At 72.4% G+C, this 24756-nt stretch carries 20 protein-coding genes and 1 tRNA gene; 7 read left to right on the forward strand and 14 right to left on the reverse strand.

What is annotated here, in order from left to right; genetic code table 11:
- The first annotated feature begins 70 nt into the window (after window positions 1-70).
- On the forward strand, window positions 71-721 hold the full coding sequence (locus AB0B57_RS10645; protein WP_357067588.1) for a hypothetical protein: 651 nt from the start codon (window positions 71-73) through the stop codon (window positions 719-721).
- A gap of 6 nt (window positions 722-727) precedes the next feature.
- On the opposite strand, the gene AB0B57_RS10650 is transcribed toward AB0B57_RS10645, so the two are convergent.
- The 12 genes from AB0B57_RS10650 to AB0B57_RS10705 form a co-directional block, all read right to left on the reverse strand.
- Window positions 728-913 (reverse strand): hypothetical protein, encoded by a 186-nt coding sequence (locus AB0B57_RS10650; RefSeq protein WP_357067901.1) that lies wholly within the window; start codon window positions 911-913, stop codon window positions 728-730.
- A 74-nt stretch (window positions 914-987) separates the two neighbouring features.
- Window positions 988-2265 (reverse strand): hemolysin family protein, encoded by a 1278-nt coding sequence (locus AB0B57_RS10655; RefSeq protein ID WP_357067590.1) that lies wholly within the window; start codon window positions 2263-2265, stop codon window positions 988-990.
- A gap of 80 nt (window positions 2266-2345) precedes the next feature.
- The gene (locus AB0B57_RS10660; protein WP_030327722.1) at window positions 2346-2543 is read right to left on the reverse strand and encodes a hypothetical protein; all 198 of its coding nucleotides are present in this window, start codon (window positions 2541-2543) and stop codon (window positions 2346-2348) included.
- A gap of 58 nt (window positions 2544-2601) precedes the next feature.
- Complete coding sequence (locus AB0B57_RS10665) at window positions 2602-3342, reverse strand: hypothetical protein (protein WP_357067592.1); 741 nt, start codon at window positions 3340-3342, stop codon at window positions 2602-2604.
- A gap of 52 nt (window positions 3343-3394) precedes the next feature.
- Window positions 3395-5152, reverse strand: coding sequence for a selenocysteine-specific translation elongation factor (gene selB, locus AB0B57_RS10670; protein ID WP_357067594.1), 1758 nt, complete (start codon window positions 5150-5152; stop codon window positions 3395-3397).
- 2 nt (window positions 5153-5154) lie between these two features.
- Complete coding sequence (gene selA / locus AB0B57_RS10675) at window positions 5155-6459, reverse strand: L-seryl-tRNA(Sec) selenium transferase (RefSeq protein WP_357067596.1); 1305 nt, start codon at window positions 6457-6459, stop codon at window positions 5155-5157.
- 22 nt (window positions 6460-6481) lie between these two features.
- Window positions 6482-6577, reverse strand: a tRNA-Sec gene (locus AB0B57_RS10680).
- Between the two features lie 13 nt (window positions 6578-6590).
- Complete coding sequence (gene nrfD / locus AB0B57_RS10685) at window positions 6591-7736, reverse strand: NrfD/PsrC family molybdoenzyme membrane anchor subunit (protein WP_357067598.1); 1146 nt, start codon at window positions 7734-7736, stop codon at window positions 6591-6593.
- Complete coding sequence (locus AB0B57_RS10690) at window positions 7733-8695, reverse strand: 4Fe-4S dicluster domain-containing protein (protein WP_357067600.1); 963 nt, start codon at window positions 8693-8695, stop codon at window positions 7733-7735. The genes nrfD and AB0B57_RS10690 overlap by 4 nt, the downstream gene beginning before the upstream one ends.
- Window positions 8685-11957: a formate dehydrogenase gene (gene fdh, locus AB0B57_RS10695; RefSeq protein ID WP_357067602.1), complete on the reverse strand. Its 3273-nt coding sequence runs from the start codon at window positions 11955-11957 to the stop codon at window positions 8685-8687. Before fdh ends, AB0B57_RS10690 begins: the two co-directional genes overlap by 11 nt.
- 500 nt (window positions 11958-12457) lie before the next feature.
- A complete protein-coding gene (locus AB0B57_RS10700; protein WP_357067604.1) occupies window positions 12458-13018 on the reverse strand; it encodes a hypothetical protein in 561 nt (186 codons plus the stop codon).
- 785 nt (window positions 13019-13803) lie between these two features.
- A complete protein-coding gene (locus AB0B57_RS10705) occupies window positions 13804-14187 on the reverse strand; it encodes a WhiB family transcriptional regulator (RefSeq protein ID WP_357067606.1) in 384 nt (127 codons plus the stop codon).
- 253 nt (window positions 14188-14440) lie between these two features.
- Here AB0B57_RS10705 and AB0B57_RS10710 point away from each other — a divergent pair, with 253 nt between their 5' ends.
- Complete coding sequence (locus AB0B57_RS10710; RefSeq protein WP_357067608.1) at window positions 14441-15259, forward strand: response regulator transcription factor; 819 nt, start codon at window positions 14441-14443, stop codon at window positions 15257-15259.
- A gap of 12 nt (window positions 15260-15271) precedes the next feature.
- On the opposite strand, the gene AB0B57_RS10715 is transcribed toward AB0B57_RS10710, so the two are convergent.
- Window positions 15272-15691: a DUF5319 domain-containing protein gene (locus tag AB0B57_RS10715; RefSeq protein WP_357067611.1), complete on the reverse strand. Its 420-nt coding sequence runs from the start codon at window positions 15689-15691 to the stop codon at window positions 15272-15274.
- Between the two features lie 186 nt (window positions 15692-15877).
- Here AB0B57_RS10715 and guaB point away from each other — a divergent pair, with 186 nt between their 5' ends.
- From guaB to AB0B57_RS10735, 4 genes are all read left to right on the forward strand, one after another.
- Window positions 15878-17440 carry an IMP dehydrogenase gene (gene guaB / locus AB0B57_RS10720; protein WP_357067613.1) on the forward strand — a complete coding sequence of 521 codons (1563 nt, stop codon included), beginning with the start codon at window positions 15878-15880 and terminating at the stop codon, window positions 17438-17440.
- A 30-nt stretch (window positions 17441-17470) separates the two neighbouring features.
- Window positions 17471-18589 carry a GuaB3 family IMP dehydrogenase-related protein gene (locus AB0B57_RS10725; RefSeq protein ID WP_357067615.1) on the forward strand — a complete coding sequence of 373 codons (1119 nt, stop codon included), beginning with the start codon at window positions 17471-17473 and terminating at the stop codon, window positions 18587-18589.
- A gap of 149 nt (window positions 18590-18738) precedes the next feature.
- Complete coding sequence (locus tag AB0B57_RS10730; RefSeq protein WP_357067617.1) at window positions 18739-20154, forward strand: M1 family metallopeptidase; 1416 nt, start codon at window positions 18739-18741, stop codon at window positions 20152-20154.
- Between the two features lie 98 nt (window positions 20155-20252).
- Entirely contained in the window at window positions 20253-21707 is a 1455-nt protein-coding gene (locus AB0B57_RS10735) for a M1 family metallopeptidase (RefSeq protein ID WP_357067619.1), read from the forward strand.
- Between the two features lie 6 nt (window positions 21708-21713).
- Here AB0B57_RS10735 and AB0B57_RS10740 read toward each other — a convergent pair whose 3' ends face one another.
- Window positions 21714-22829: an LCP family protein gene (locus AB0B57_RS10740; protein WP_357067621.1), complete on the reverse strand. Its 1116-nt coding sequence runs from the start codon at window positions 22827-22829 to the stop codon at window positions 21714-21716.
- 146 nt (window positions 22830-22975) lie between these two features.
- Here AB0B57_RS10740 and AB0B57_RS10745 point away from each other — a divergent pair, with 146 nt between their 5' ends.
- Window positions 22976-24673 carry a GMC family oxidoreductase gene (locus tag AB0B57_RS10745; protein WP_357067623.1) on the forward strand — a complete coding sequence of 566 codons (1698 nt, stop codon included), beginning with the start codon at window positions 22976-22978 and terminating at the stop codon, window positions 24671-24673.
- The last annotated feature ends 83 nt before the right edge of the window (window positions 24674-24756 follow it).

Consider the following 24756-nt stretch of genomic DNA (forward strand, 5'->3'; position numbering starts at 1 on the left):
CCCCGGCGGCATTCCGACCCCACTCGACGGTGCGACGGCTAGCGGGCCACGCAGTGGGTACCCCTGCGGTGTGGGCAACGATCGAACGGTGGCGCGGGTCCTGTTGGACCGGCGTGGCCGCACGTACGCCGAGGAGGCCGGCATCCAGCTCGCCGACCGCCCCCGGCCGCTCTACCAGCTGCTGGTGCTGGCCACCCTGCTGAGCACCCGGGTCCGGGCGTGCCTGGCGGTGGACGCCGCGCGGGAGCTGTTCGCCGCGGGCTACCGCACGCCGCAGGCCATGGAGGCGGCCAGTTGGCAGGACCGCGTCGACGCGTTGGGCCGGGGCCACTACCGCCGCTACGACGAGCGGACGGCCACCATGCTCGGCACCGGCGCCCGACTGTGCCTGGACCGTTGGCACGGTGACCTGCGCCGACTGCACCGGGAGGCCCAGGGCGACCCGGCCGGGCTGCGTCGACGCCTCACCGAGTTTCCCGGCATCGGCCCCACCGGCGCGGACATCTACCTCCGCGAAGCGCAGGCGGTCTGGTCGGATGTGCGCCCGTACGCCGACCGTCGGGCCCTCGCCGGGGCGAAGCGGCTGGGTCTGCCGGGGTCTCCGGACGGGTTGGCCGGTCTGGTCGACGAACCGGACTTCGGCCGGCTCGCCTCGGCGCTGGTGCGGGTGGCGCTCGGCGAGGAGTCCGCCGGCGAGGTCAGTCGGGTCGCCGCCCGCTGAGGCGGCTCACTTCACCGTCTTGTCCCCCGGCCGGGTCAGGTGCCACACCAGCAACGCGGCGAGCAACGCCAGGACCACCACCCCGCCGGAGATCCCACGCCCCTCCTCGGGGCTGCGCCCGGCGCTGCCGAAGTAGATCACCGCGAGGCCGGCCAGCACCGCGACGAACGTCCGCAAACCTCGGTCCTTCACGAATCGCACCGTAGGCGGACCGCATCCGCCGCGGGGAATGTTCGGCACCGGTGTCCCCCGTCCGGGCGACGCGGTCAACGCTCGGCGGTGAACCCGCGCAACCGCACGCGCCGCACCGCCCGGTCGGCGACCTCCACCACCTCCAGGGTCAGCCCGGGTAGTCGGACCGTCTCCCCCGGCCGGCCGGGCAGGTGCCGCAGTCGGGCCAGTACCAGCCCGGCCACGGTGGTGTACTCCCGGGACAACGGGAAGCTCAACCGCACCCCCAGGTCGGGCAGGTCGTGCAGGGGGAAGTCACCGGGCACCAGCAGCGACCCGTCCTCCTCCCAGATCACCCCGTGCACGTCCCGGTCGGTCTCGTCGTACAACTCGCCGACCACCTCGGCCAGCAGATCCTCCATGGTGACCATGCCGTCGATCCCGCCGTGCTCGTCGACCACCAGGGCCAGTTGCTGATGCTCCTGGCGAAGCTGCCGCATCGCGTCGGCGACCGGCAGGGTCACCGGCAGCAGCACCGGCGAGCGCACCCGATCCCCCACCGGTGCCGTGCCGGCCCGCACCAGGTCGCGGATGTGCACCACCCCGAGCACCTCGTCCAGGCCACCGGGGCCGGTGACCGGAGCACGGGACCGTCCGGCGGCGGCGAGGCGCCGGACGCCCTCGTCGGCGGTCAGGGTGGCCGGCAGCGTCGTCACCTCCCGGCGGGCCACCAGGATCTCCCGCAACGTCCGGCCGGCGATGTCGAACGCGCCGGTCAGGATCTCCCGCTGTTGCGCCGACAGGCCGCGCTGGCTGGCCAACATCTCCCGCAGCTCGTCCTCGGTCATCTCCGCGCGGTTGGCCCCCGGGTCGCCGCCGGCCAGCCGTACCACCGCGTCGGTGGCCCGACTGAGCAGCCACACCGCCGGCCGGGACACCCGGGCGAGCAGGTCCAGCGGTCCGGCGCTGAGCAGCGCCCACCGCTCCGCCCGCTGCATCGCCAGTCGTTTCGGGGCCAACTCGCCGAACACCAGCGTGACGAACGTCAGCAGCACGGTCACCAGCAGCACCGCGGCGGGACGGGCCACGCCGCCGAGGAAGCCCAACGGCCCGACCAACGGCCCGGCCAGCGACACCGCGGCCGCCGCCGAGGCGAGGAAACCGGCCAGGGTGATGCCGAGTTGGATGGTCGCCAGGTAGCGGTTGGGATCGCGGGACAGGCGCACCAGCCGGTCACCGGCGCCGCCACGTCGACCCAGCCGCCGCAACTGCCCCTCGCGCAGCGTCACCAACGCCATCTCGCTGCCGGAGAGCGCGGCGTTGACCAGCACCAGCACCGCCACCAGTGCCAACTGCACGAGCTGGCCGCCCATCGCGCACCCCCGTCCGCCGCCTCAGGTCACTCAACCGCAGCGGGGCCGGCTCCGGGTCCGGTTTACGCCCGCGCCACCACTCAGTCGACCTCCAGGTCGTCCAGCGAGATGGCATGGGTCATCAACCAGCGGGCCAGCGCCGACATACCGAACAGCCACAGCGGCACGGATTCGGTGGGGCCGTTGGTGGCGTAGATGGCGAACCGCAGATCCGGCGCACGGTACGCCTCGATCCGCCACCGGTGCTGCCGGTCCCGCCAGACCGCCGAAGGGTCCATGGCGTCACCGTAGGTGACCACCGCGGCCCCGGGGGCCGGTTAGCCCGGCACCACCGGCTCAGCCCGGCACCACCGCCGGCCCGAGCAGCGTGCGGGCGGTGAACACCAGCATGGTGAGGCCGATGCCAGCGAACACCAGCCAACCGAGGCCACGCCAGCCCGAGCCACGGTCGGCGGCCGGCGCTGGTGGTGGTCTCCACAGCTCGCGGTACGACCAGGCCAGCACTCCCAGCCCGAACGGCAGCAGCCCGATCCAGAACCAGAACCACCGGGTGCCGACCAGCGGCGGCGCGCCACCGATCAGCCGACCCAGCCACAGCAGCGGCAGCACGACGGCGAGCAGGTCGACGGCGCCCGCGATCCGGTGCGCGGGGGCACCGGACGTGCCCCACGGGCCCGCAACAGCGGCGAGCCGCGCGTCGCGCCCGCCGTCGACCGACGTATCCGGCCCGGACGGATACGACTGGGCGGCGGGCGGGTCGACCATGGCATAGCGGGTCTGCCCGTTCGGCACGGTCCAGACGAGCATCCAGCCCTGAGCCGAGAACCGTGGGTCCGGCCGATTGCCCCAGTACGCGCCGTCGTCGGCCCAGCCATCGGCGCGCTGGAAGGTCACCACCCGGCCACCGGCCAGATCCAGGTCGAGCTGGGCCTCCGTCGACTCCCGGGGCTGCACCCACCAGGCCAGAGCGGCCCACAGCACCCACAGCACCGCCAGCCCCCACCGCAGCGCCACCGGGACGACGACACGCCACCTGCCACCGGCGGGTCGCGACCGGGGCGGGGACGGCTCGACCACCAGCCCACGATCGCATCCGCGCGCGCCCCTGTCAGCCCCGCAGGGCGAGCGCTCAGGTGACGACGATCCGCGCGTCGTCGGGCAGTCGGCGGGTCGCGCCGCGCCGGTCCAGCAACTCCAGCAGCGGCACCGCGACCCGCCGGGTGGTGTCCAACGCCTGCCGCGCCGCGGAGAGGGTGAACGGCTGCGGCAGCCCGGCCAGCACCCGGACCGCGTCGTCGAGCGCGTCGGGCAGCAACACCACGTTGTCGGCCAACCGCAGCAGGGCACCGGCCCGCACCGCGGCGCCGATCTCCCGGGGGCCCAGGCCCAGGTCGACGAGGTGGTCCGCCTCCGGAGCCCGGAACGGGCGGTCACCGTACTCTTCGCGGACCCGCCGCACGGCCCGCGCCACCGGCTCGGGCAACCCGTCCGCGGCGCCGGCCGCCCCGACCCGACCGGCGTGTACGCGCAGCGGCGGCCGGACCAGCGCCTCGACCAGCACCCGGTCGGGCAGGGCGAGGCGCTGGCGCAGTGCCTCCACCGGCATCCCCGGCTCCAACGGGTGCTCCCGCACGTAGCGGGCGACCTCCTCGGTGACCTGGTCGCCGAGCCGCCGCCAGTGCTCGGGGTCGGCCAGCCAGTCACCGGCCACCGGTGCGACGTGCACCGGCACGCCCATCCGGAGCAGCGCGCCGGCCCGGACCAGTCGGCGGCGGCGCAGCTCACCGACCAGGTCGGGTCGACCGTCCACCGCGGCGAGGACCTGCGCGCGGGCCACCGCGGCCCCTCGGCGGGCCAGCGGCGGCGGCGCCACGTCCAGCACCCGCACCCCGCCGGCCACGTGGTGCCGGCCCGGGTCGCGCAGCAGCGCCCGGTCGCCCACCAGCAGCGGCAGCGGGCGGGACAGGCGCAGCCGTACGGTGTCCGCACCGAGCGGTCGGACCCGCACCGGCACCGCCGCCGACCCGACGTGCAGGGTGAGGGTGGCCGGCAGGTCGGCGGCCGGGTCGCCGGTGAGGCGGACGTCGACCAGGTCGGTGTGCTGGAACCGGCCCGGGGTGAGCAGCGCGTCACCGCGGCCGAGCTGGTCGCGGGGCGTACCGCGCAGGTTGACCGCCACCCGGGCCACCGCGGCGGCCTCCGGGCGGGCCTCGCCGAGCGAGTGCAGGCCACGGACCCGGACCGGTTCGTCGGCACCGGCCAGCTCCAGCGTGTCGCCCACCCGCAGCCGACCGGCCCCGAGCGTGCCGGTGACGACGGTGCCGCTGCCCCGCACGGTGAAGCTGCGGTCGACCCAGAGCCGGACCGGGTCGTCCAGCATGGGCGGCGGCAGGCGGGCGGCGAGCCGGTCCAGGGCAGCCCGCAGCTCCGGCAGACCCGCGCCGGTCCGACCGCTGACCGCGACCGCCTGCACCGCGCCGAGACTCGTCGCGCCGATCTCGGCGCGGGCGCGGGCCGTCGCCGGCCCCGGATCGGCCAGGTCCGCCCGGGTCACCACCAGCAGGCCGTACGCGACACCGAGCGCGTCGAGCGCGGCCAGGTGCTCGGCCGACTGCGGCATCCAGCCCTCGTCGGCGGCGACCACGATCAGCGCCGCCGGCACCGGGCCGACCCCGGCGAGCATGTTCGGCACGAACCGTTCGTGCCCGGGTACGTCGACGAAGGCGACGGTGCCGCCGGACGGCAGCGTCGTCCAGGCGAAGCCCAGGTCGATGGTCATGCCCCGGCGGCGTTCCTCGGCCCACCTGTCGGGTTCCATCCCGGTCAACGCCCGGACCAGTGTCGACTTGCCGTGGTCGACGTGCCCAGCGGTCGCGACGACGAACACGCTCAGTCGTCCCCGGGTACGCGCAGCACCGCCGCGCGGACCGCCTCGTCGGCGTCGGCCGGCACACAGCGCAGGTCGAGCAGGAGCCGGCCGCGCACCACCCGGCCGAGGACCGGCTGGTCTCCGGTGCGCAGCGGCCCCGCGTACCGCTCGGGCAGGCTCAGCGCCCACGAGTCCAACTCGACACCGGGGGCCCCGCCCCCGCCGACCACCGCGACGGCCGGCACCACCTCCGCCTTGCGGCCGTCCGCGCCGAGCCGGTCGCGCAGCCGCTCCACCCGTCGACGCAGCGCACCCGGGTCGGCGTGCAGGGCCGCCCGGGTGGGGGTGTCCGGTTGGTGCAGGGTGGCGGCCAGCGCGGCCAGGGTGAGCTTGTCCACTCGCAACGCCCGGGCCAGCGGGTGGCGGCGCAGTCGGTCGACCAGCGCGAGGTCGCCGAGCAGCAGCCCCGCCTGCGGGCCGCCGAGCAGCTTGTCGCCGCTGGCGGTGACAAGCGTGGCGCCGGCGCGCAGCGTGCTCGTCGCGTCCGGTTCGTCGGGCAGCAGCGGATCCGCGGTGAGCAAACCGGAGCCGATGTCGGCGACCACTGGCACGCCGAGGGTGGCCAGGTCACGCACACCGGTGGCCGAGGTGAAGCCGGTGATCCGAAAGTTCGACGGGTGCACCTTGAGCACGAAGCCGGTCTGCGGGCCGAGCGCGGCGGCGTAGTCCGCGAGCGTGGTGCGGTTGGTGGTGCCCACCTCCCGCAGCCGCGCCCCGGTGCTCTCCAGCAGGTCGGGCAGGCGGAAGCCGTCGCCGATCTCGACCAGCTCACCCCGGCTGACCACGATCTCCCGGCCGGCGGCCAGTGCGGTGGCGGCCAGCACCAGCGCGGCGGCGCCGTTGTTGACCACGTGCACCGCGCCTGCGTCGGGCACGGCGGCGGCCAGGGCGTCGAGCGCGTCGCGGCCCCGGCGGGCCCGCCGGCCGGTGTTCAGGTCCAACTCGACGTCGGTGTGCCCGGCGGCGGCCACCACCGCGGCGAGGGCGGCCGGCGACAGTGGCGCCCGACCCAGGTTGGTGTGCAGCACGACGCCCGTGGCGTTGAGCACCACGCGGGGGCCGGGCGCGGGCAACGCGGCGACCGCCGCGTCGCGTACCTCGTCGGGGTTGATCTCGCCGCGACGGGCCCGGTCCTGCGCGCGCGCGACCACCGCCTTGACCTGGTCGCGGCCCAACGTCGCGGTGGCCGCGGCCAACAGCGGGTCGGCGAGCAGCGTGTCGGTGCGCGGCACCCGACGTCGCGGGTCCACCGGCCCGTCGCCCATCGCGTCATCTCCTGCAGCGGTTTGGCGGAGACGGACGGGAATCGAACCCGCCTGGCCCGGGTCCCGGACCACTCCGGTTTTGAAGACCGGGAGGGGCACCAGCCTCCTGAACGCCTCCACCGGACATTCGATCACACCGCCGGCGGGTCCGCCCGACCAGCTGGAAGATCCATGCCGGCCCGCCGGGCGTCGACCCGCGCACGCTGCGGCACCACCGTGTACCGCGGGTCCCGGGCGGAGGCGACACCGCCGGAGAAGATCCCGAACCGGGTCAGCACCGACGCGGCCAGCAGCGCGGTCCCGGAGAGCGCCCCGACCAACCGACTGCGCCGGCCCAGCAACGCGCCGGCGACCCCGGTGGCGGTGAGCAGCCGACCGGCGCGCAGCAGCCGACCGGGCCGACCCAACCGGTAGGGCTCGCTGAGCAGGCCGAGGCGGGTCTCCACCCGATGCGCGCCATACAACTCCAGGGCCGCGCCGGCCACCGCCATCCGCCGGGCCGGCCCCGCCTGCGCCGGCGGCGCGGCGAGCAGACCCACGCCCGCGCCGCTGGCCAGGGCGCTGCCCGCGAAGATGACAGGCAACTCGGGGTACGCCTCATGCCACGACGGCACCGCCGTGTCGGCCAGCAACACCCCGGTGTACGTGGCCAGCGCGGGCGCGGTGCCGGCGGCGAGCAGCCCGGCGGCGTGCCCGATCGGCGGCAACACCCGAGCGGCCAGCCCGAGCGGACCGTGGCCGGGCAGCGCACCGGCCGCCTCGGCGATCGCGGCGAGACCCGCCGCCGGCCCGTACGCGGTGAGGATCCAGGTGCCCATCGACATCGGTGACGTTGGCTTGGCCACCCGCAGCATGTGGTGGAACCGCGCCGGCCGGCCCAGGTCTCTGATCAGGAAGACGGCGCTGGCGCTGACGGCGGCCAGCGCGGTGACCCGACCGGCACGTCGCAACGCCGGCCGCCCGGTGAGCTGCCCACCCGCGGCGAGCAGCGACGAGCCGGCGGCCAACCCACCGGTGAACAGGTACGCCGCGATGTCCCACTTCCAGACCGGCGCCTTGAGGATGGGCCGACCGTAGTACGACGTGAACTCGGCCTCCGGCACCCGCAGTTCCTCGCCACCGCCTTTGCGCCGCCCGCCCCGCCGGCCGGTCGGGGGCCCGGCGCTGCTGCCGACGCTGGGGCGTTCGTCGCTCGCCTGTGGTTGGTCGCTGCCCTCGGCGGCGAGCCGCTCCCGGAAGCGACGGAACCGGTCGCCCACGGGGCGCGGTGGGGTCATGAGGAGCCTCCGACGAACGCGGCGACGGTCGCCGCCGCCATGGCGAGCGCGGCGAGGCCGGCGCGTTTCCACATGGCCGGCAGGTCGCGGGTCGTCACCACCGGGTCGGGTGGCAGCCCGTACACCTCGGGCTCGTCCAACAGCAGGAAGAACGCCCCGTCACCGCCCACGCCATCATGCGGATCATGCCCGTACAACCGGGCCTCGGGGACCCCCCGATTGTGCAGCGTCTCGACCCGGGCGGCGGCCCGCTCCCGCAGCTCGTCGAGGGGCCCGTACTGGATCGACTCGGTCGGACACGCCTGCGCACACGCCGGCGTCATCCCCGCACCCAACCGGTCATAGCACAACGTGCACTTCCACGCCCGACCGTCATCCTTACGCTGGTCGATCACCCCGTACGGACACGCCGAAATGCAGTAACCGCACCCGTTGCAGATGTCCTCCTGCACCACCACCGTGCCGAACTCGGTACGGAACAACGAACCCGTCGGACACACATCCAGACACGCCGCATGCGTGCAGTGCTTGCAGACGTCCGACATCATCAACCACCGGAAGTCGGTGCGCTCCTCGACGCCCGTGCCCCGACCCGGCGGCTGCGCACCCGGCATCCCCAAGAACTGCGGGCCCGCCTCGACCGGCCGGTCCGGGCCGGCGTCGACCGCGGCGCCCAGGACGTCCGCCGCGCGCTGCCCGGCCGGGCGGGGCTGCTCGATGAACGCGACGTGCCGCCACGAGTTGGCGGTCAACGCGCCGGTGTTGTCGTAGGACATGCCGAGCAGGTCGAGCCCGTTCTCCGGGACGAGGTTCCACTCCTTGCAGGCGACCTCGCAGGCCTTGCAGCCGATGCACACGCTGGTGTCGGTGAAGAACCCCATCCGGGGTGGCGCGTTCTCGTAACCGGCCTCGGGCGCCGGGTCCAGCGGGCCGTACAGGCTGTGCGGGTCAGGAAGCACCGCGTTCCTTCCCCTCGTTGTCGGTGGTGACGGCCGGGGCGTGCTGACCCGGGGTGATCCCGGCACGCCGCTGGTAGTCGGCCACCAGGTCGAGCAGCGCCGGCCCGGTGGGCCGCCGACCCGGTCGCACGTCGCAGGTGCCGACCTTGCTCTCCTGGATCAGCACGTTCGGGTCCAGGCTGATGCCGAACAGGTCGTTGGCCGAGTCGCCGGTCACCAGACCCTCGAAACCGAAGTGGTACGGCAACCACACCTGGTGGATGATCCGACCGTCCACCCGCAGCGGCGTGAGCCGGTCGGTCACCAGCACCCTCGCCTCGATCACCGCCCGGCCGCTGACCAGGTGCGCCCAGCCCAGATGCGTCAGCCCCACCTCGCCGGCCAGGGCCGGAGACACCTCGACGAACATCTCCGGCTGCAACTCGGCAAGCGGCGACACGGTCCGGCTCATCGCGCCGGCGGTGTGGTGCTCGGTGAGCCGGCTGACCGTGAACACGTACGGGAACACCTGACTGTGCTCCTGCGGCGGGCTCGGGTTCACCGAGTTCACCGGGTGCGCGTACATCTTGCGGGTCGGGTTGGCCTGCTGCCGGTAGAGCGGGTTGCGCACCGGCGACTCCACCGGCTCGTAGTGCGTCGGCAACGGCCCGTCCAGCACGCCGCTGGGCGCGTACAGCCAGCCCTTGCCGTCGCCCTGCATGACGAACGGGTCGTCACCGGCGATGCCCTCCGTCCCGGACGCACCGGGTGGCGGCCGGTACGACGGCGGTTTGGTCTTCTCGAAGTCCGGCACGTCGTAGCCGGTCCACTCGGACTTCTCCGCGTCCCACCACACGTAGCGCTTGCGCTCACTCCACGGGTTGCCGTCCGGGTCGGCGGAGGCACGGTTGTAGAGGATCCGCCGGTTCGCCGGCCACGCCCAACCCCACTCGGCGGCCACCCAGTCCTGCTCGTGTCGGGACTTGCGCCGGGCCGCCTGGTTGACACCGTCGGCGTACACCCCGCTGTAGATCCAGCAGCCGATCGCGGTGGAACCGTCCGCGCGGGCCTCGGCGAAGCTGGACAGCGGGCGGCCGGTCGCCACGTCGTACCCGTTGATCTCGCGCAGCACCGACTCGGCGCTCGGCTCCTCGTGCGGACCGTGCGTGGGGTAGTCCCAGGTGAGGTCGAGCAGTGCCCGGTCGCGCGGCAGCGTCGAGGCGGCCAGCTTCTCCCGCAGTCTGCGGCCCAGGTGGTAGAAGAACCACAACTCTGAGCGGGCGTCGCCGGGCGGCTCGACGGCCTTCTCCCGCCACTGCAACAGCCGCTGCGTCTGGGTGAACGTGCCCTCCTTCTCCACGTGCGAGGCGGCCGGCAGGAAGAACACCTCGGTGCGGCACTCCTCGGGCACGATCTCGCCGGTGGCCACCTCGGGGCCGTTCTGCCAGAACGTGGCACTCTCGATCATGAACAGGTCGCGGACCACCAGCCAGTCCAGGTTGGCCATGCCGAGCCGCTGCGCGCGGCCGTGCGCCGAGCCGACCGCCGGGTTCTGACCCAGCAGGAAGTACCCCTTGATCTTCCCGTCGATCATGTTGAGCACCTGCTGGTACGTGCCGTGGTCACCGGTCAGCCGGGGCAGGTAGCCGTAGCAGAAGTCGTTCTCCGGTGTCGCCGCGTCACCCCAGTACGCCTTGAGCAGACTGGCCGCGAACGACCGGGCGTTGCCCCAGAAGCCCTTCTGCCCGGGATGCCGGATGCTGTCCACCCACTCGTCGAAGCTCGGGTGCTCGGCGTGGTGCGGCATCGGCAGGTAGCCCGGCAGCAGGTTGAACAACGTCGGAATGTCGGTGGAGCCCTGGATGCTGGCGTGCCCGCGCAGAGCCATCACCCCACCGCCGGGACGGCCCATGTTGCCCAGCAGCAGTTGGATGATCGCGCCGGTGCGGATGTACTGCACACCCACGCTGTGCTGCGTCCACCCCACCGAATAGATCAGCATGCCGGTGCGGTCCCGGCCGGAGTTGCGGGTCCACGCCTGCGCCAACTCCAGGAACTGCTCCCGCGGGATCCCGCAGACCTGCTCCACCATCTCCGGGGTGTAGCGGGAGAAGTGTCGCTTGAGGATCTGGTAGACGCAGCGCGGGTGCCGCAACGTCTCGTCCCGCTCGGTCTGCCCGCCCACCTGCGCGCCGTGCGACTCGTGCGCCAGCCCCGCGGCGCTGTCGCGCTCCTGAGCGGTGTGCCCACTGCCGGACGAACCCTCGTGCCCCGCGTACTGCCAGCTGTCCTGCACGTAGCTGCCAGTCTCCGGATCGAACCCGGAGAAGAACCCGTCCCCGTCCTCGGTGTCGACGAACTCCTCGCTGACGATCGTCGCCGCGTTCGTGTACGACAGCACGTACTCCCGGAAGTCCAACTCGTTGTCCAGGATGTAGCGCACCACGCCGCCGAGCAGCGCGATGTCGGTGCCCGCCCGGATCGGCAGGTACGAGTCGGCAACCGCGCTGGTGCGGGTGAACCGCGGGTCGACGTGGAAGACCTTCGCGCCCTTGCGCTTGGCCTCCATCACCCACTGGAAGCCCACCGGGTGCGCCTCAGCCATGTTGGAACCCTGGATGACGATCACGTCAGCGTTGGCGATGTCCTGCTGGAAATCCGTCGCACCGCCACGACCGAAGCTGGCCCCCAGACCGGGGACGGTGGCGGAGTGTCAAATACGGGCCTGGTTCTCGATCTGGAGCGCCCCCATCGCGGTGAACAACTTCTTGATGAGGTAGTTCTCCTCGTTGTCCAGCGTCGCCCCACCCAGACTGGAGAAACCCAGCGTCCGGTTGAGCGGTCGACCCTGCGTGTCGACGTCCTCCCAGGTCTGCTCACGAGCCGCGAGCATCCGGTCGGCGATCATGTCGAGCGCGGTGTCGAGCTCCAGATCCTCCCACTGCGTCGAATACGGACGCCGGTAACGGACCGTGGTCTGCCGCAACGGACTGGTCACCAGACTCTTGCTCGCCGAGCCCTTCGGGCAGAGCCGACCCCGCGAGATCGGGCTGTCCGGATCGCCCTCGATCTGGCTGACCTGGCCGTCCTTCACGAACACCCGCTGCCCGCAACCGACGGCGCAGTACGGACAGACCGAACGGGCGACGCTGTCGGCGTCTTCGGTGCGGGCGGTGAGCTGTGCCGACCGGGTGGACTGCGCCGCCGCGCCCCGACCCAGTGGGTCCGTGCCGGTGAGCTGCCGGTAGACCGGCCAACCCTCGATAAAGGTCCGCAGACCCATGCCCCGACACCCCCTCCCACGCGAGCGACCCCCTGAAGATAGGTCAACCGAGACGTCTTCGCGAACCGGGACAGCAGACAGCGCCGCCCCCGGCTGTGTGGGCCGGGGGCGGCGCTGGTGTCGGTGTGCAGGTCGCCTCTCGGCGAGTGGCACGACGCGGCTCCAGCCGAACGGTGTTCCGCGAAGGCGATATTAGGTGAGGCCCGGGGACACTGAGTCACACCGACACCTCCACAACCGGCCCGGCACCCACGTTGTTCCCCATCACGGGGCCGCGCACCAGATCTTGGACAGTTTCCGTGTCGCCTGAACGGAAACTGTCCAAGATCTCCGAACAACCGTCCACCAGGCCGGACCAGCCACCTCCCCGGAACACCGGACAACGCCTCGCGCACCCCGACGGACTAGCGACACCGGCCAACGGAAACACCGTTGGCCGGCACCCGAGTCACGGGGTGCCGGCCAACGGTCGATGTCCTGCGGTAGTGCCGTGCGGTGGGTCAGCTGTTCCAGTACTGGCCGACCAGGTCGGTGGCCTGCTGCTCCCACTGGGCGTACGCATCCGGGTAGGCGGAGACCTGCACGGTCTGCGCGGCCTCGGTCAGGGGCATGTCCTGCCAGCCGTCGACCTGCTTGAGGCCCTTCAGGAACGCCGTCGTGGAGTAGGCCGGGTCGGTGATCTGCTCCGGGGTACCCCAACCCGAGCTCGGGCGCTGCTGGAACAGGCCCAGCGAGTCGTGGTCGTTCATATCGCCCAGGTGGCCCAGGTTCTCCAACTTCGACTCCTGCAGGCTCGTCGCGATCGAGATGACCGCGGCCCGCTCGGGCAGGCCCGCCTTCTTCGTCGCGGCGATGATCGCCTTGACGTTCGCGGTCTGCTCATCGTTGAGGGTGATCCGGGACTGCTCACCCTGCGGCTTCGGCGCGGTGCTCTGCACAGCGGCGGCGACGGGCTTGGCGTCGACGGGGTTGGCGTGCGCGGCGATCGGACCGGCGAACACACCACCGGCGAACGCGAGACCAGCAACGGACAGCACACTCTTACGCATGATCGTGTTCATGGGGGTTAGCTCCTTCGGGGGTAGAACACCCGGCCGCACCGATCGAGGGGAACGGTGAGCGGGTGTGAGCACCTCGTCCGGCGCTGCACATACAAGGGGGGAAAGTCTTCGGGGTCGGCGACCTGCGAGCGGGGGGCTCGTGGCGCCGGGGTCCAGGTGTAACGACCGGGGGGCCGGGGTCATTCCGGGTTGGCCCGTCGCGCGGCACCCTGGTCGGGGCGGTGCCTACGGTCGTTCGTGGGGACTGTAACGACCGGCGGGCCGGGGGCATTCCGACCTGCGGGAACCGCATCCTGACCCCTGCGGGCCGGGCGGGCGGCGGGTGGTGCTGCGATCGTCAGGGTGTGTAACGACCCCGGCCCGGCCACGATTCCGGCCCACGGGTGCGACCGGTCACTGGACAAATCGTGCATACCGTGCAGAGCCTAAGCTCTGCGTGGAGTCCGAACACCCCAGGGTTCGACAAAAGACCCAAATCTCTCATCGCCGCTCGCCTGTCGGGCCGCGCACTCGGCTTGATCCTCTCGGGTTCTGGAAATCGGGGTGTCCAGGTGGGCGGGATGCCCCGATTTCAAGGAACCCGAATCGATAAGGTGCACACGGTCGGTCGCGACGGTGTCGGCGGGCCTGTCGACTGTGTCGGCGCGCGGACAAGCCGTGTCGGGGGTCGATCACGGCCGTGTCGGGGGTCGATCGCGACCGTGTCGGCGGTGGCGTGTGGGATTTGACCATGCGACACGAAACCGCGCCTCCGGGGCGGAGGCGCGGTTCGGGGACGTGTGGGGTCAGGCGACGTTGCGTTGGGCCGGGACTGTCGACTTGTGTGGGCGGCCCAGTCGGGCTTCCAGGCGTGCGACGTCGACCCGGGCGTGCCGGCGGTCGGCCAGATCTTCCCAGCCGACGGCGAGCAGCCGAAGCCGCTCCGACTCGCTGAAGCCGCCCCATACGCCGTACGGCTCGCGGACGGACAGGGCGTGCGCGGCGCACTCGGCCCGGACCGGGCAGGCGCGGCAGACCGACTTGGCGGAGGACTCCCGACGCAGTCGGGAAGAGCCTCGCTCGCCGTCGGGGTGGAAGAACTGGGCGCTGTCCCGGCCTCGGCAGGCACCGAGTCGCTGCCAGTCCCAGAGATCGACGATGGGTCCGGGCAGTCTACGTACGTTCGACATCAGCACCCCTCCTCCCGCGCGGCTCCGCGAGAATCCATGTGGCCGGCATCCGGGCGGCGGGCCGCGCAGGCGCACCGTTCCCGGCCTGGACCCCCCGGTACCCGGGCCGTCGTCGCCTCACACTTCTGTGATCGAAAACGTCCTAGAAATTGCGGCTTTTGCCCCAACTGTCGGAAAAGTTCGAAGGATTGCCGGGAACCTCCTCCCCAGCCGACCCCGTCATGGTCTGCTCGTTGGCGGAGAGGAGACCACAGTGCGTACCGTTCTTGTGTGCGTTCGGACACCACTCGCGGCCCAGCACCTTACTTCTGCTGCCGCGCGACTGGGGTTGTCCGCGATCGTTCGTACCGCCGTCTCCGATCCCGAGGTGATGCTGCGGCTCGCCGAGCGACCGGCCGACGTTGTGCTGGCTGACACGGCCCTCACCCGGCCGGACAGCGCCGGCTTCGTCCGTCGGGTGCTGGCCCGTGCGCCGCAGGCCGCGGTGCTGCTGCTCGGCACCGAGGAGTCCGAGGCGGCGGCGGCCACCATCAGCGCTGGGGCGCGCGGTCTCATCCAGAATGTCGACCATGACCTGACCAGCGCGGTGGCGAAGGCGCTGCTGCTGCTCACGGCCCCCGGGCGGGCCTCGCGGCAGCGGATCACCGATCCGGCCCGGGACGCCGCGGCGGTGGGTGGTTCGGGTCGCTCCGGGCCGTCGCCGCGTGGCTCGGCCGAGCCCGGCTGGACGGGCCCGCCCGGCGAGGGGCAGGCGGGTGTGCCGTCGGTGCCGGTGCAGCGGGGTGACGACGAGGCCGAGGCCGCGACCGGCGAATCGGCGGCCGAGCAGGCCGACCCGGCCCGGCCCGGCCCGAACACCCGGCCCACCCGGGCGTCGATCGGGCTCACCGAGCGAGAGCTTCAGGTGCTGCTCGGCATGGCCGAGGGCAAGAGCAACGCGGAGATCGGCCGGGAGTTGTTCGTGTCGGAGGACACCGTCAAGACACACGCCCGCAGGTTGTTCCGCAAGCTTGGCGCTCGCGACCGGGCGCACGCGGTGGCCGCGGGCTTCCGGGCCGGCCTGGTCGCCTGAGGCGCGCCGCCGTCACTCGGCGGCGGTCGGGGTGCCCGGCTCGTCCTCGGTGCCTTCGCTCAGGGTGTCGTGCACCCCGTCCGCGTAACCCCGGGCGTAGTCCCAGGTCACGTAGTGATCCGGGTCGGGGTCGTACGCGGGCTCGTGCACCCGGGGGCGACCCGAGTTGAGCAGGTGTCGCAGGTTGCCGCGGAGCAGGTCCCAGTCGAAGTAGTGCGGCTCCCGGCAGTCCTCACATTCGATCACCAGCCCGCGGACCCCGATCGGGGCCAGCAGAGCCTGGTAGATCTCCAGGTCAGCGAGGTCTTCCAGCACATCCTGCCGCTCGACGTCGGTCAGCGGATCCGGCGTCGCGTCGTCGCCCGGGTCATCCAGACCCGCGGTCGGATCGGCCGGGTCGCCGTTGAACGGGTCGATGGGCTCGTCGTGCACCCCCTCACCGTAGACCCAAGGCGGCGGGGACGTCCGCCCCCCGGGCCTTGCGCCGGCCCGGCCCGCCACGGACGAGTCGCCCAGCTCACTGGGTACGATGAGGCGACGTGCCGGCACCGTGGTGCGCTCCGGTGCCCGCCCGCGCCACCTCGCTGAAGCCCATCCGAGCAGCTCAGGGGAGCAATCGTGGAAAATTCGCCCAGCAACGATCTTCCGGCCGGCGTGGAGCACGCCGACCTGGGCGGCCACCTGCCCGAGCTGCCGGCCGGCTCTGCCCGCGTGGTTCCGCTCGGGCTCACCTTCGACGACGTGCTGTTGCAGCCGGGCGAGTCGGACGTGGTTCCCAGCCGGGTCAACACCCGGACGAAGCTCACCCGCAACGTCGAGTTGTCCATTCCGCTGCTGTCCAGCGCGATGGACACGGTGACCGAGGCGCGGATGGCGATCGCCATGGCCCGCCAGGGCGGCATCGGCGTGTTGCACCGCAACCTCTCGCTGGAGGACCAGGCGCTCCAGGTCGACCTGGTCAAGCGCTCCGAGTCCGGCATGATCACCAACCCGGTGACCGCCAGCCCGAACGACACGCTGCGCGAGGTCGACGAGCTGTGTGGGCGTTACCGCATCTCCGGCGTGCCGGTGGTGGACGGCGACGGCCAACTGGTCGGCATCGTCACCAACCGGGACATGCGGTTCGTCTCCGAGCCGGACACGCCGGTCCGCGAGATCATGACCCACACCCCGCTGATCACCGCCCGGGTCGGTGTGAGCAAGGACGACGCCCTGGCGCTGCTGCGCCAGCACAAGGTCGAGAAGCTGCCGATCGTGGACGACTCGGGCCGGCTGCGCGGCCTGATCACCGTGAAGGACTTCACCAAGAGCGAGCAGTACCCGGACGCCAGCAAGGACGACGCCGGCCGCCTCCGGGTCGCCGCCGCCATCGGCGTGGGTGAGGACGCGTACAAGCGGGCCCGCGCCCTCGTCGACGCGGGCGTGGACGTGCTGATCGTGGACACCGCGCACGGTCACCAGCGGGCCGTGCTGGACATGGTCCGCCGGCTCAAGGCCGACGTCGCGGTCGACATCATGGGCGGCAACGTGGCCACGTACGCCGGCGCGAAGGCACTCGTCGACGCCGGCGCCGACGGCGTCAAGGTGGGTGTGGGGCCGGGCGCGATCTGCACCACCCGGATCGTCGCCGGGGTCGGCGTGCCGCAGGTGACCGCGATCATGGAGGCGGCTCGGGCCGCCCGCCCGGCCGGCGTGCCGGTGATCGGCGACGGCGGCATCCAGTATTCCGGCGACATCGCCAAGGCCCTGGTGGCCGGCGCCGACACGGTAATGCTCGGCAGCCTGCTGGCCGGCTGTGAGGAGAGCCCCGGCGAGCTGATCTTCGTCAACGGCAAGCAGTTCAAGACCTACCGCGGGATGGGGTCGCTCGGCGCGATGCAGTCCCGGGGCCAGGCCAAGTCGTACAGCAAGGACCGCTACTTCCAGCAGGACGTGCTCAGCGACGACAAGCTGGTCCCGGAGGGCGTGGAGGGCCAGGTGCCCTACCGGGGGCCGCTGTCCCGGGTCGCCCACCAGCTGGTCGGCGGGCTGCGGCTGGCCATGGGGTACGCCGGTGCGGAGAACATCCCCGATCTGCACCGCCGGGGCCAGCTCATCCGGATCACCGCGGCCGGGCTGAAGGAGAGCCACCCGCACGACATCCAGATGACCGTCGAGGCGCCCAACTACCACACCCGCTGACCCAACACCCCCAACCACCTGGAGTCCCCCATGCGTGACGTGGTCGAGATCGGGCTGGGCAAGACCGCGCAGCGCGGCTACCACCTGGACGACATCGCCATCGTGCCGAGCCGCCGCACCCGCGACGTCGACGACGTGTCGACCTCCTGGCAGCTCGACGCGTACCCGTTCGGCATTCCGTGCGTCGGCCACCCCTCCGACGCCACCATGAGCCCGGCCTCGGCGGTGCGGCTCGGTCAGCTCGGCGGTCTCGGCGTGCTCAACGTCGAGGGCCTCTGGACCCGCTACGAGAACCCGACGAAGGTGCTGGACGAGCTGGCCGGCCTCGACGAGGAGGCTCGCGCCACCAAGCGGCTCCAGGAGGTGTACGCGGAGCCGATCCGTCCGGACCTGATCGCCGAGCGGGTGCGCGAGCTGCGCGCCGGTGGCAGCACGGTGGCGGTGCGGGTCTCCCCGCAACACACGCTGGCGCTGGCCCCGGTGATCCTGGACGCCGGGGTGGACATCCTGGTCATCCAGGGCACCATCGTGTCGGCCGAGCACGTGTCGACCACCGACGAGCCGCTGAACCTCAAGGAGTTCATCGCCGACCTCGACCTGCCGGTGATCGTCGGCGGCTGCACGGACTACAAGACGGCGCTGCACCTGATGCGTACCGGCGCGGCCGGCGTGATCGTGGGCATCGGTGGCGACGAGTGGTCGACCACCGAGTCGGTGCTGGGCATCCGGGTGCCGATGGCCACCGCGATCGCCGACGCCGCGGCGGCCCGCCGGGACTACCTCGACGAGACCGGCGGCCGGTACGTGCACCTGATCGCCGACGGTGACATCCAGACGTCGGGTGACATCGCCAAGGCGCTCGGCTGCGGTGCGGACGCGGTGATGCTCGGTGAGCCGCTGTCGCTGTGCGACGAGGCGCCCGCCGGTGGTGCCTGGTGGCACTCGGCGGCGAGCCACCCGTCGCTGCCCCGGGGCGCGTTCGAGGTGGCCGGTGAGCCGCTCGGGTCGATGGAGGAGTTGCTCTTCGGCCCGGCGGACGAGGCCGACGGTCAGCTCAACCTGTTCGGTGGGCTGCGTCGGGCGATGGCCAAGTGCGGCTACCGCGACCTGAAGGAGTTCCAGAAGGTCGGCCTGGTCCTCGACCGCTGACCGATCCGTCAGACGCCGGAAGGCCGGCCCCGCGCGGTGCGGGGCCGGCCTTCGGTGCGTTGCCCCGGGAATCCGACAAAGGCAACTCGTGGGGCCGGTGCCGCTGGCTACGCTCGTCCTGACCGGGACCCCGCGCGGGAGGAGTCTGCATGGTCCGGACCGGACGGACACCCGCCGGCACCCGGCTCGCCGCCGTGCTGGCCTGCGTCCTCGGGCTGACGTTGGCCGGTTGTACGGGTGCACAGCCCGACGGTTTCCGACCGGGCGCGGTCGACGCCGGTGACCCGTACGTGCCGGGTCGCGGCAACGGTGGCTACGACGTCTCGCACTACGGCCTGGACGTCCGCTACGACCCGTCGACCGACCGGCTGACCGGCCGGGCCGTCATCACCGCCACGGCCACCCAGAACCTGTCCCGGTTCAATCTGGACCTGGCCGGCCTGGCCGTCAGCGCCGTCCGGGTGGGCGACGCGCGGGCCGATTACCGCCGCGACGACGGCGAGCTGGTGGTGACCCCGCGCGACGGGCTCCCACACGGCCAGCAGTTCACCGTGACCGTCGAGTACGCGGGCGTGCCCACCGCCGTCGTCGACGGGCCGTTGGGCAGTGGCGGCTTCCTGCACACCGCCGACGGCGCGATCGCGCTCGGCCAACCCGACTCGGCCGCCACCTGGTTCCCGGTCAACGACCACCCGTCCGACAAGGCCAGCTACGACCTGGCGGTGGCCGTCCCGGACGGGCTGGCCGCGCTGGGCAACGGAGTGCCCGGGCCGAAGAGCAGCGCCGACGGTTGGACCACCTGGCGCTGGTCGGAACGCACCCCGATGGCCAGTTACCTGAGCACGCTGGTGATCGGTGACTACCGGGTGGAGACGGCCACGCACGCCGGCCGGCCGATGGTCACGGCGGTGGCGGCGAGCCTGCCCCCGGCCGGCGGCGCGGCCAGCTCCCTGGCCCGCACCGGTGCGATCGCCGACTTCCTGGCCAGCCGCTTCGGCCCGTACCCGTTCGACTCGTACGGCGGGATCGCCGTCGCCGACGACCGGATCGGGTACGCGCTGGAAACCCAGTCCCGCCCGGTCTACGGGCCCGCGTTCTTTACCGACGACCGCCCCAACCTGGGCGTCGTCGCGCACGAGTTGGCGCACCAGTGGTTCGGTGACAGCGTGTCGGTGGGCAGGTGGAGCGACATCTGGCTGAACGAGGGCTTCGCCAGCTACGCCGAGTGGCTGTGGGAGGAACACGACGGCGGTCGCACCGCCCAGCGCACCTTCGAGCTTCAGTACGCGGCCACCGACTGGTCGCAGCCGTCGGTCGAGCCGGGGCGGGAACGGATGTTCGGCGCGGCCGTCTACAAGCGCGGCGCGCTCGCCGTGCACGCGTTGCGACGGACCGTCGGTGACGACACGTTCTTCCGCATCCTGCGTACCTGGACCACCGAGCGGGCGGCGGCCAACGCGACCACCGCGGACCTGGTCGCACTGGCCGAGCGGGTGGCGGGTCGGCAGCTCCGACCGCTCTTCGACGCCTGGTTGGTGGGCGGGTCGGCGCCCACACTGCCGTGACGGAGCCGTGATGGCCTGTCGATATGCTGCCGCCCGGGGACGGCGGGGACAGCCCCGCTCGCGGCGAGCGGCGTAGGCCGGCACGGGGAGGGTGTGGGATGCGGGTGACGCGGCGCAGACTGCGGGTGGGCGCGGCTCTGCTGGTGACCGGGGCACTCGTCCTGTCCGGATGTGACTCGACGGGCACCGAGGCGGCGCCGTCGCCGAGCGCGTCCCCCACGCCGTCGCGGACGTTCACCGCTGGCGCGCCCGGGGCCGGCGACGCCTACTTCCCGAGCTACGGCAACGGCGGCTACGACGTCGCACGGTACGCGGTCAAGGTGCGCTACGACCCCGCGAAGGACCATCTCACCGGTACGACCACCGTGCAGGCCACCGCGACTGCCGACCTGTCGACGTTCAACCTCGACCTGGCCGGCCTGACCGTCACCGCGGTCACCGTGGACGGCGCACCGGCAACCCACCGCCGGGAGCGCAACGAGCTGGTGATCAAGCCGGCCTCCGGCCTGGTCAACGGCAACGGGTTCGTCGCCGAGATCACCTACGAGGGCGTGCCGAAGCCGCTGCGGAACGAGACCCTCGGCGAGGGTGGGTTCCTGCACACCCCCGACGGTGCCATCGCCCTGGGGCAGCCCGAGTCGGCGAGCACCTGGTACCCGGTCAACGACCACCCGTCCGACAAGGCGACGTACGACTTCGAGGTCACCGTCCCCGACGGTCTCACCGCGGTCAGCAACGGCGTACCCGGCGGTAAGGCCAGCAAGGACGGTTGGACCACCTGGAAGTGGTCGGAGAAGTCGCCGATGGCCAGCTATCTGAGCACGCTGGTGATCGGCCAGTTCCGGATCACCACGGCCACGCACCGGGGCAAGCCGGTCTACAGTGCTGTCGCGATCGCGGCCAACGGTTCCGCGGATTCGTCGATCGCCGAGACCACGGAGGTCGCCGACTACCTGGAGACGGTGTTCGGGCCGTACCCGTTCGACGCGTACGGCGGTGTGGTGGTCTCCGACAACCGGATCTCCTACGCCCTGGAGACGCAGAGCCGCCCGGTCTACTCCGCGGGTTTCTTCCGGCAGGGCGTGAACACCGAGGTGGTCGCCCACGAGCTGGCGCACCAGTGGTTCGGGGACAGCGTCTCCCTGGGCAGGTGGGAGGACATCTGGCTGAACGAGGGCTTCGCGACGTACGCGGAGTGGCTCTGGGCCGAGCACACCAGGAAGTCGACAGCCAAGGCGGCGTTCGACAGCCGGTACGCCGGGGCGTCCGCGAAGCTGTGGAAGACGCCGCCGGGCAAGCCGGGGGCGAAGGAGCTGTTCAGCGAGTCGGTCTACCAGCGCGGCGGCATGACACTGCACGCCCTGCGAATGTCCGTCGGTGACAAGGCGTTCTTCCAGATCGTCAGGGCCTGGGCGGCGGAGAAGCACAACGGCACCGCCACCACCGCCGAGTTCGTGGCCCTCGCCGAGCGCGTCGCCGGCAAGCAGCTCGACGCGCTCTTCGACGCCTGGCTCTACGGCACTCAGCGGCCCGCCCTGCCCAGGCGGCTCTGACCGGGGTCAGTTCTTGACGACCAGGGCGGGGTGGGCCGCCAGGTAGGCGTCGGCGCGTCCGGCGCGGAGTTCGGTGAGGAAGGTGCGGCCCTCGCTGGTGAGCTGTTCACCGCGGTAGGCGCTGCCCTTGCCGACACCGGAACCGGGCAGGCCGACGAGCGTGAAGCGGTCCTGCGGCACCCCACCCAGGGCGTACGCGAAGTCGACGATCCGAGGCCCACCCGCGTACACGAGGGTGTCGCCGAGCGCGGCGACCACCTGGTCGACCCGCTCCGGTTGCCGGGCCAGGCCCTCGTCCAGGATCTTGCGGGTCAGTGCCCGGATCAGCTGCTGCTGGTGGCGCTGCCGGGCGTAGTCGCCGCCGGTGATGTAGCGCTGCCGCGCGTAGTCGAGCGCCTGCCAGCCGTTGAGGTGCTGGTTGCCCTTCTCGTAGACCTGCTGCGGCCCCTTGTATCCGCCGGGTGCGCTCTCCCGGTACTTGCCGTCCGGTCGGCGGTGCAGTGAGGCGACCCGCTGGTCCACGTAGATGTCCACCCCGCCCAGTGCGTTGACCAGCCGGTCGAACCCGTTGAACGTGAGCACCGCGCCCGCGTCGATGCGCAGCCCGGTGTAGCCGCTGACCGTGCTGCGCAGCAGCTCGTACCCCTGGGCGGTGCTTGGTTGTTTGGGTTTGCCCGGCACCCGGCTGCCGAAGCTCATGGCGTGCGTGAGCTTGGTCTTGCCGCCCTTGTAGCCAGCCTTCGGAAACGCCGGGATGTCCACCAGCAGGTCGCGGGGGAGCGAGAAGAGGTACGCCTGACCCAGACCCTTGGGTACGTGCAGCACCAGCACGGCGTCCCCGTGCGGCTCCCAACCGGGCACGCTGACCCGGGTGTCCACCCCGACCAGCAGCAGGTTGAGCGGGCCGGTGATGCCCGCGCCCGGCGGTGGGCCGCTCGGACTGGGGGTGGGCGTGCCGAGTGGCGACGGGGTCGGCGAGCCGGCCACCGGAGCGTCGGGTTTGCTGTCGCCGGTCAGTCGGGTGATCACCACCGCGCCGCCCGCGATCAACGCGACGGCGGCGAGAGCCGCCAGGCCCAGCAGCAACCACCGCCGGCGCGGTGCCATCGACCCGAGGATCATCTTGGATTCCTTCCACCCGTCGGGGGAACAACGCTCCGACAGGTACTCCGGGTTGCGGCCCAGGAGGTGTCGGGTCGGGTTGGCCGGTGCATGATCGCGCAAAACTGCCGCTGGCGCGACCGCTACTGGCGGGTAATGATGCCTCCATGCGGTACGACGTGGTCGTCATCGGGTCCGGCTTCGGCGGCAGTGTCACCGCGCTCCGACTGGCCGAGAAGGGCTACTCCGTCGCCGTGCTGGAAGCCGGCCGACGCTTCGCCGACGACGAGTTCCCGCAGACGTCGTGGCGGGCCCGCCGTTTCCTCTGGGCGCCGAGGCTGGGCTGCTACGGCATTCAGCGGCTCACCCTGCTCCGCCCGGCCGACCGACGGTCCGGCGGTGGGGTGCTGGTGCTGTCCGGCGCGGGGGTGGGTGGCGGTTCGCTGGTCTACGCGAACACCCTCTACGAGCCACTGCCGGCCTTCTACACCGACCCGCAGTGGCGGGACATCACCGACTGGCGTGCCGAGCTGGCCCGGCACTTCGACCAGGCGAAACGGATGCTCGGCGTCACCACGTACCCGCTGGACACCGCCGCGGACCGCGCCATGCGCGCGGTGGCCGAGCGGATGGGGGTGGGGCACACCTTCCACGCCACGCCTGTCGGTGTCCACATCGGCCGTCCCGGCCAGCGGGTCGCCGACCCGTACTTCGGTGGTGCCGGCCCGGACCGCACCGGCTGCCTGCACTGCGGCTCGTGCATGACCGGCTGCCGGCACGGGGCGAAGAACACGCTTGTCAAGAACTACCTCTGGCTGGCGGAACGGCTCGGGGTCACGGTGCACCCGCTGACCACGGTGACCGCCGTCCGGCCGGCCGTCGACGGCGGGTACGAGGTGCGCACCGAGCGCACCGGCGCCTGGCTGCGCAGGCGGCGGCAGGTGATCCACGCCGATCAGGTGGTCTTCGCCGCCGGTGCGCTCGGCACCCAGCGGCTGCTGCACCGGATGCGGGCCGACGACGTGCTGACCGGGCTCTCGCCGCGCCTCGGCGAGCTGACCCGGACCAACTCGGAGGCGATCCTGGCCGCCTCGGTGTCCCGCCACCGGGCCCGGTCCGAGCGCCTCGACTACACCGAGGGGGTGGCCATCACCAGCTCGTTCCACCCCGACCCGCAGACCCACGTCGAGCCGGTCCGCTACGGGCGGGGCTCCAACGCGATGGGGCTGCTCCAGTCGCTGCTCGTCGACGGCGGTCCGCACCGGGTGCGGCGCTGGCTGGGCAGCATGGTGCGGCAACCGCTGCTCATCGCCCGGATGCTGTCCGTGCGCGGCTGGTCGGAACGGACCGTGATCGCCCTGGTGATGCAGTCGGTGGACAACTCGCTGACCACCCGGTGGCGGCGCGGCGCGCTCGGCCGCAGGCTGGTCACCGCCCCGGGGCACGGAACGCCGAGCCCGACCTGGATCCCGGCCGGCAACACCGCCGCCCGACTGCTCGCCGACGAGATCGGCGGCACTCCCGGCGGCCCGCTCACCGAGCCGTTCGACATCCCGATGACCGCACACATCCTGGGCGGGGCGGTGATCGGGGCGACCCCGGCCGACGGGGTGATCGACCCCTGGCACCGGGTCTACGGGCACCCGGGGCTGCACGTGGTCGACGGCGCGGCGGTCTCGGCCAACCTCGGCGTGAACCCCTCGTTGACGATCACCGCCCAGGCGGAACGGGCGATGTCCTTCTGGCCCAACCGTGGCGACGAGGACCCCCGACCGCCCCTCGGCTCCCCGTACCGCCGGCTGGCGCCCGTACCCCCGCACCACCCGGCGGTGCCGACGGACGCCCCGGGGGCGCTCCGACCCTGAGGCTCGGGTCGCGCTGCGACAGTGCGGCTCGGGTCGCGCTGCGACAGTGCGGCTCGGGTCGCGCTGCGACCCGTCCTGCGTTG

It is taken from the genome of Micromonospora sp. NPDC049101, assembly GCF_040648675.1.
Lineage (GTDB): Bacteria > Actinomycetota > Actinomycetes > Mycobacteriales > Micromonosporaceae > Micromonospora.

Excerpts from the sequence above, each read along its gene's own strand:
- nrfD (WP_357067598.1), bottom strand. The coding sequence starts at position 7,736 with ATGACCCCACCGCGCCCCGTGGGCGACCGGTTCCGTCGCTTCCGGGAG.
- AB0B57_RS10660 (WP_030327722.1), bottom strand. The coding sequence starts at position 2,543 with ATGGACCCTTCGGCGGTCTGGCGGGACCGGCAGCACCGGTGGCGGATC.
- AB0B57_RS10740 (WP_357067621.1), bottom strand. The coding sequence starts at position 22,829 with ATGATCCTCGGGTCGATGGCACCGCGCCGGCGGTGGTTGCTGCTGGGC.
- AB0B57_RS10730 (WP_357067617.1), top strand. The coding sequence starts at position 18,739 with ATGGTCCGGACCGGACGGACACCCGCCGGCACCCGGCTCGCCGCCGTG.
- selA (WP_357067596.1), bottom strand. The coding sequence starts at position 6,459 with ATGGGCGACGGGCCGGTGGACCCGCGACGTCGGGTGCCGCGCACCGAC.
- AB0B57_RS10655 (WP_357067590.1), bottom strand. The coding sequence starts at position 2,265 with ATGGGCGGCCAGCTCGTGCAGTTGGCACTGGTGGCGGTGCTGGTGCTG.
- AB0B57_RS10700 (WP_357067604.1), bottom strand. The coding sequence starts at position 13,018 with ATGAACACGATCATGCGTAAGAGTGTGCTGTCCGTTGCTGGTCTCGCG.
- AB0B57_RS10745 (WP_357067623.1), top strand. The coding sequence starts at position 22,976 with ATGCGGTACGACGTGGTCGTCATCGGGTCCGGCTTCGGCGGCAGTGTC.
- AB0B57_RS10705 (WP_357067606.1), bottom strand. The coding sequence starts at position 14,187 with ATGTCGAACGTACGTAGACTGCCCGGACCCATCGTCGATCTCTGGGAC.
- AB0B57_RS10725 (WP_357067615.1), top strand. The coding sequence starts at position 17,471 with ATGCGTGACGTGGTCGAGATCGGGCTGGGCAAGACCGCGCAGCGCGGC.
- AB0B57_RS10735 (WP_357067619.1), top strand. The coding sequence starts at position 20,253 with ATGCGGGTGACGCGGCGCAGACTGCGGGTGGGCGCGGCTCTGCTGGTG.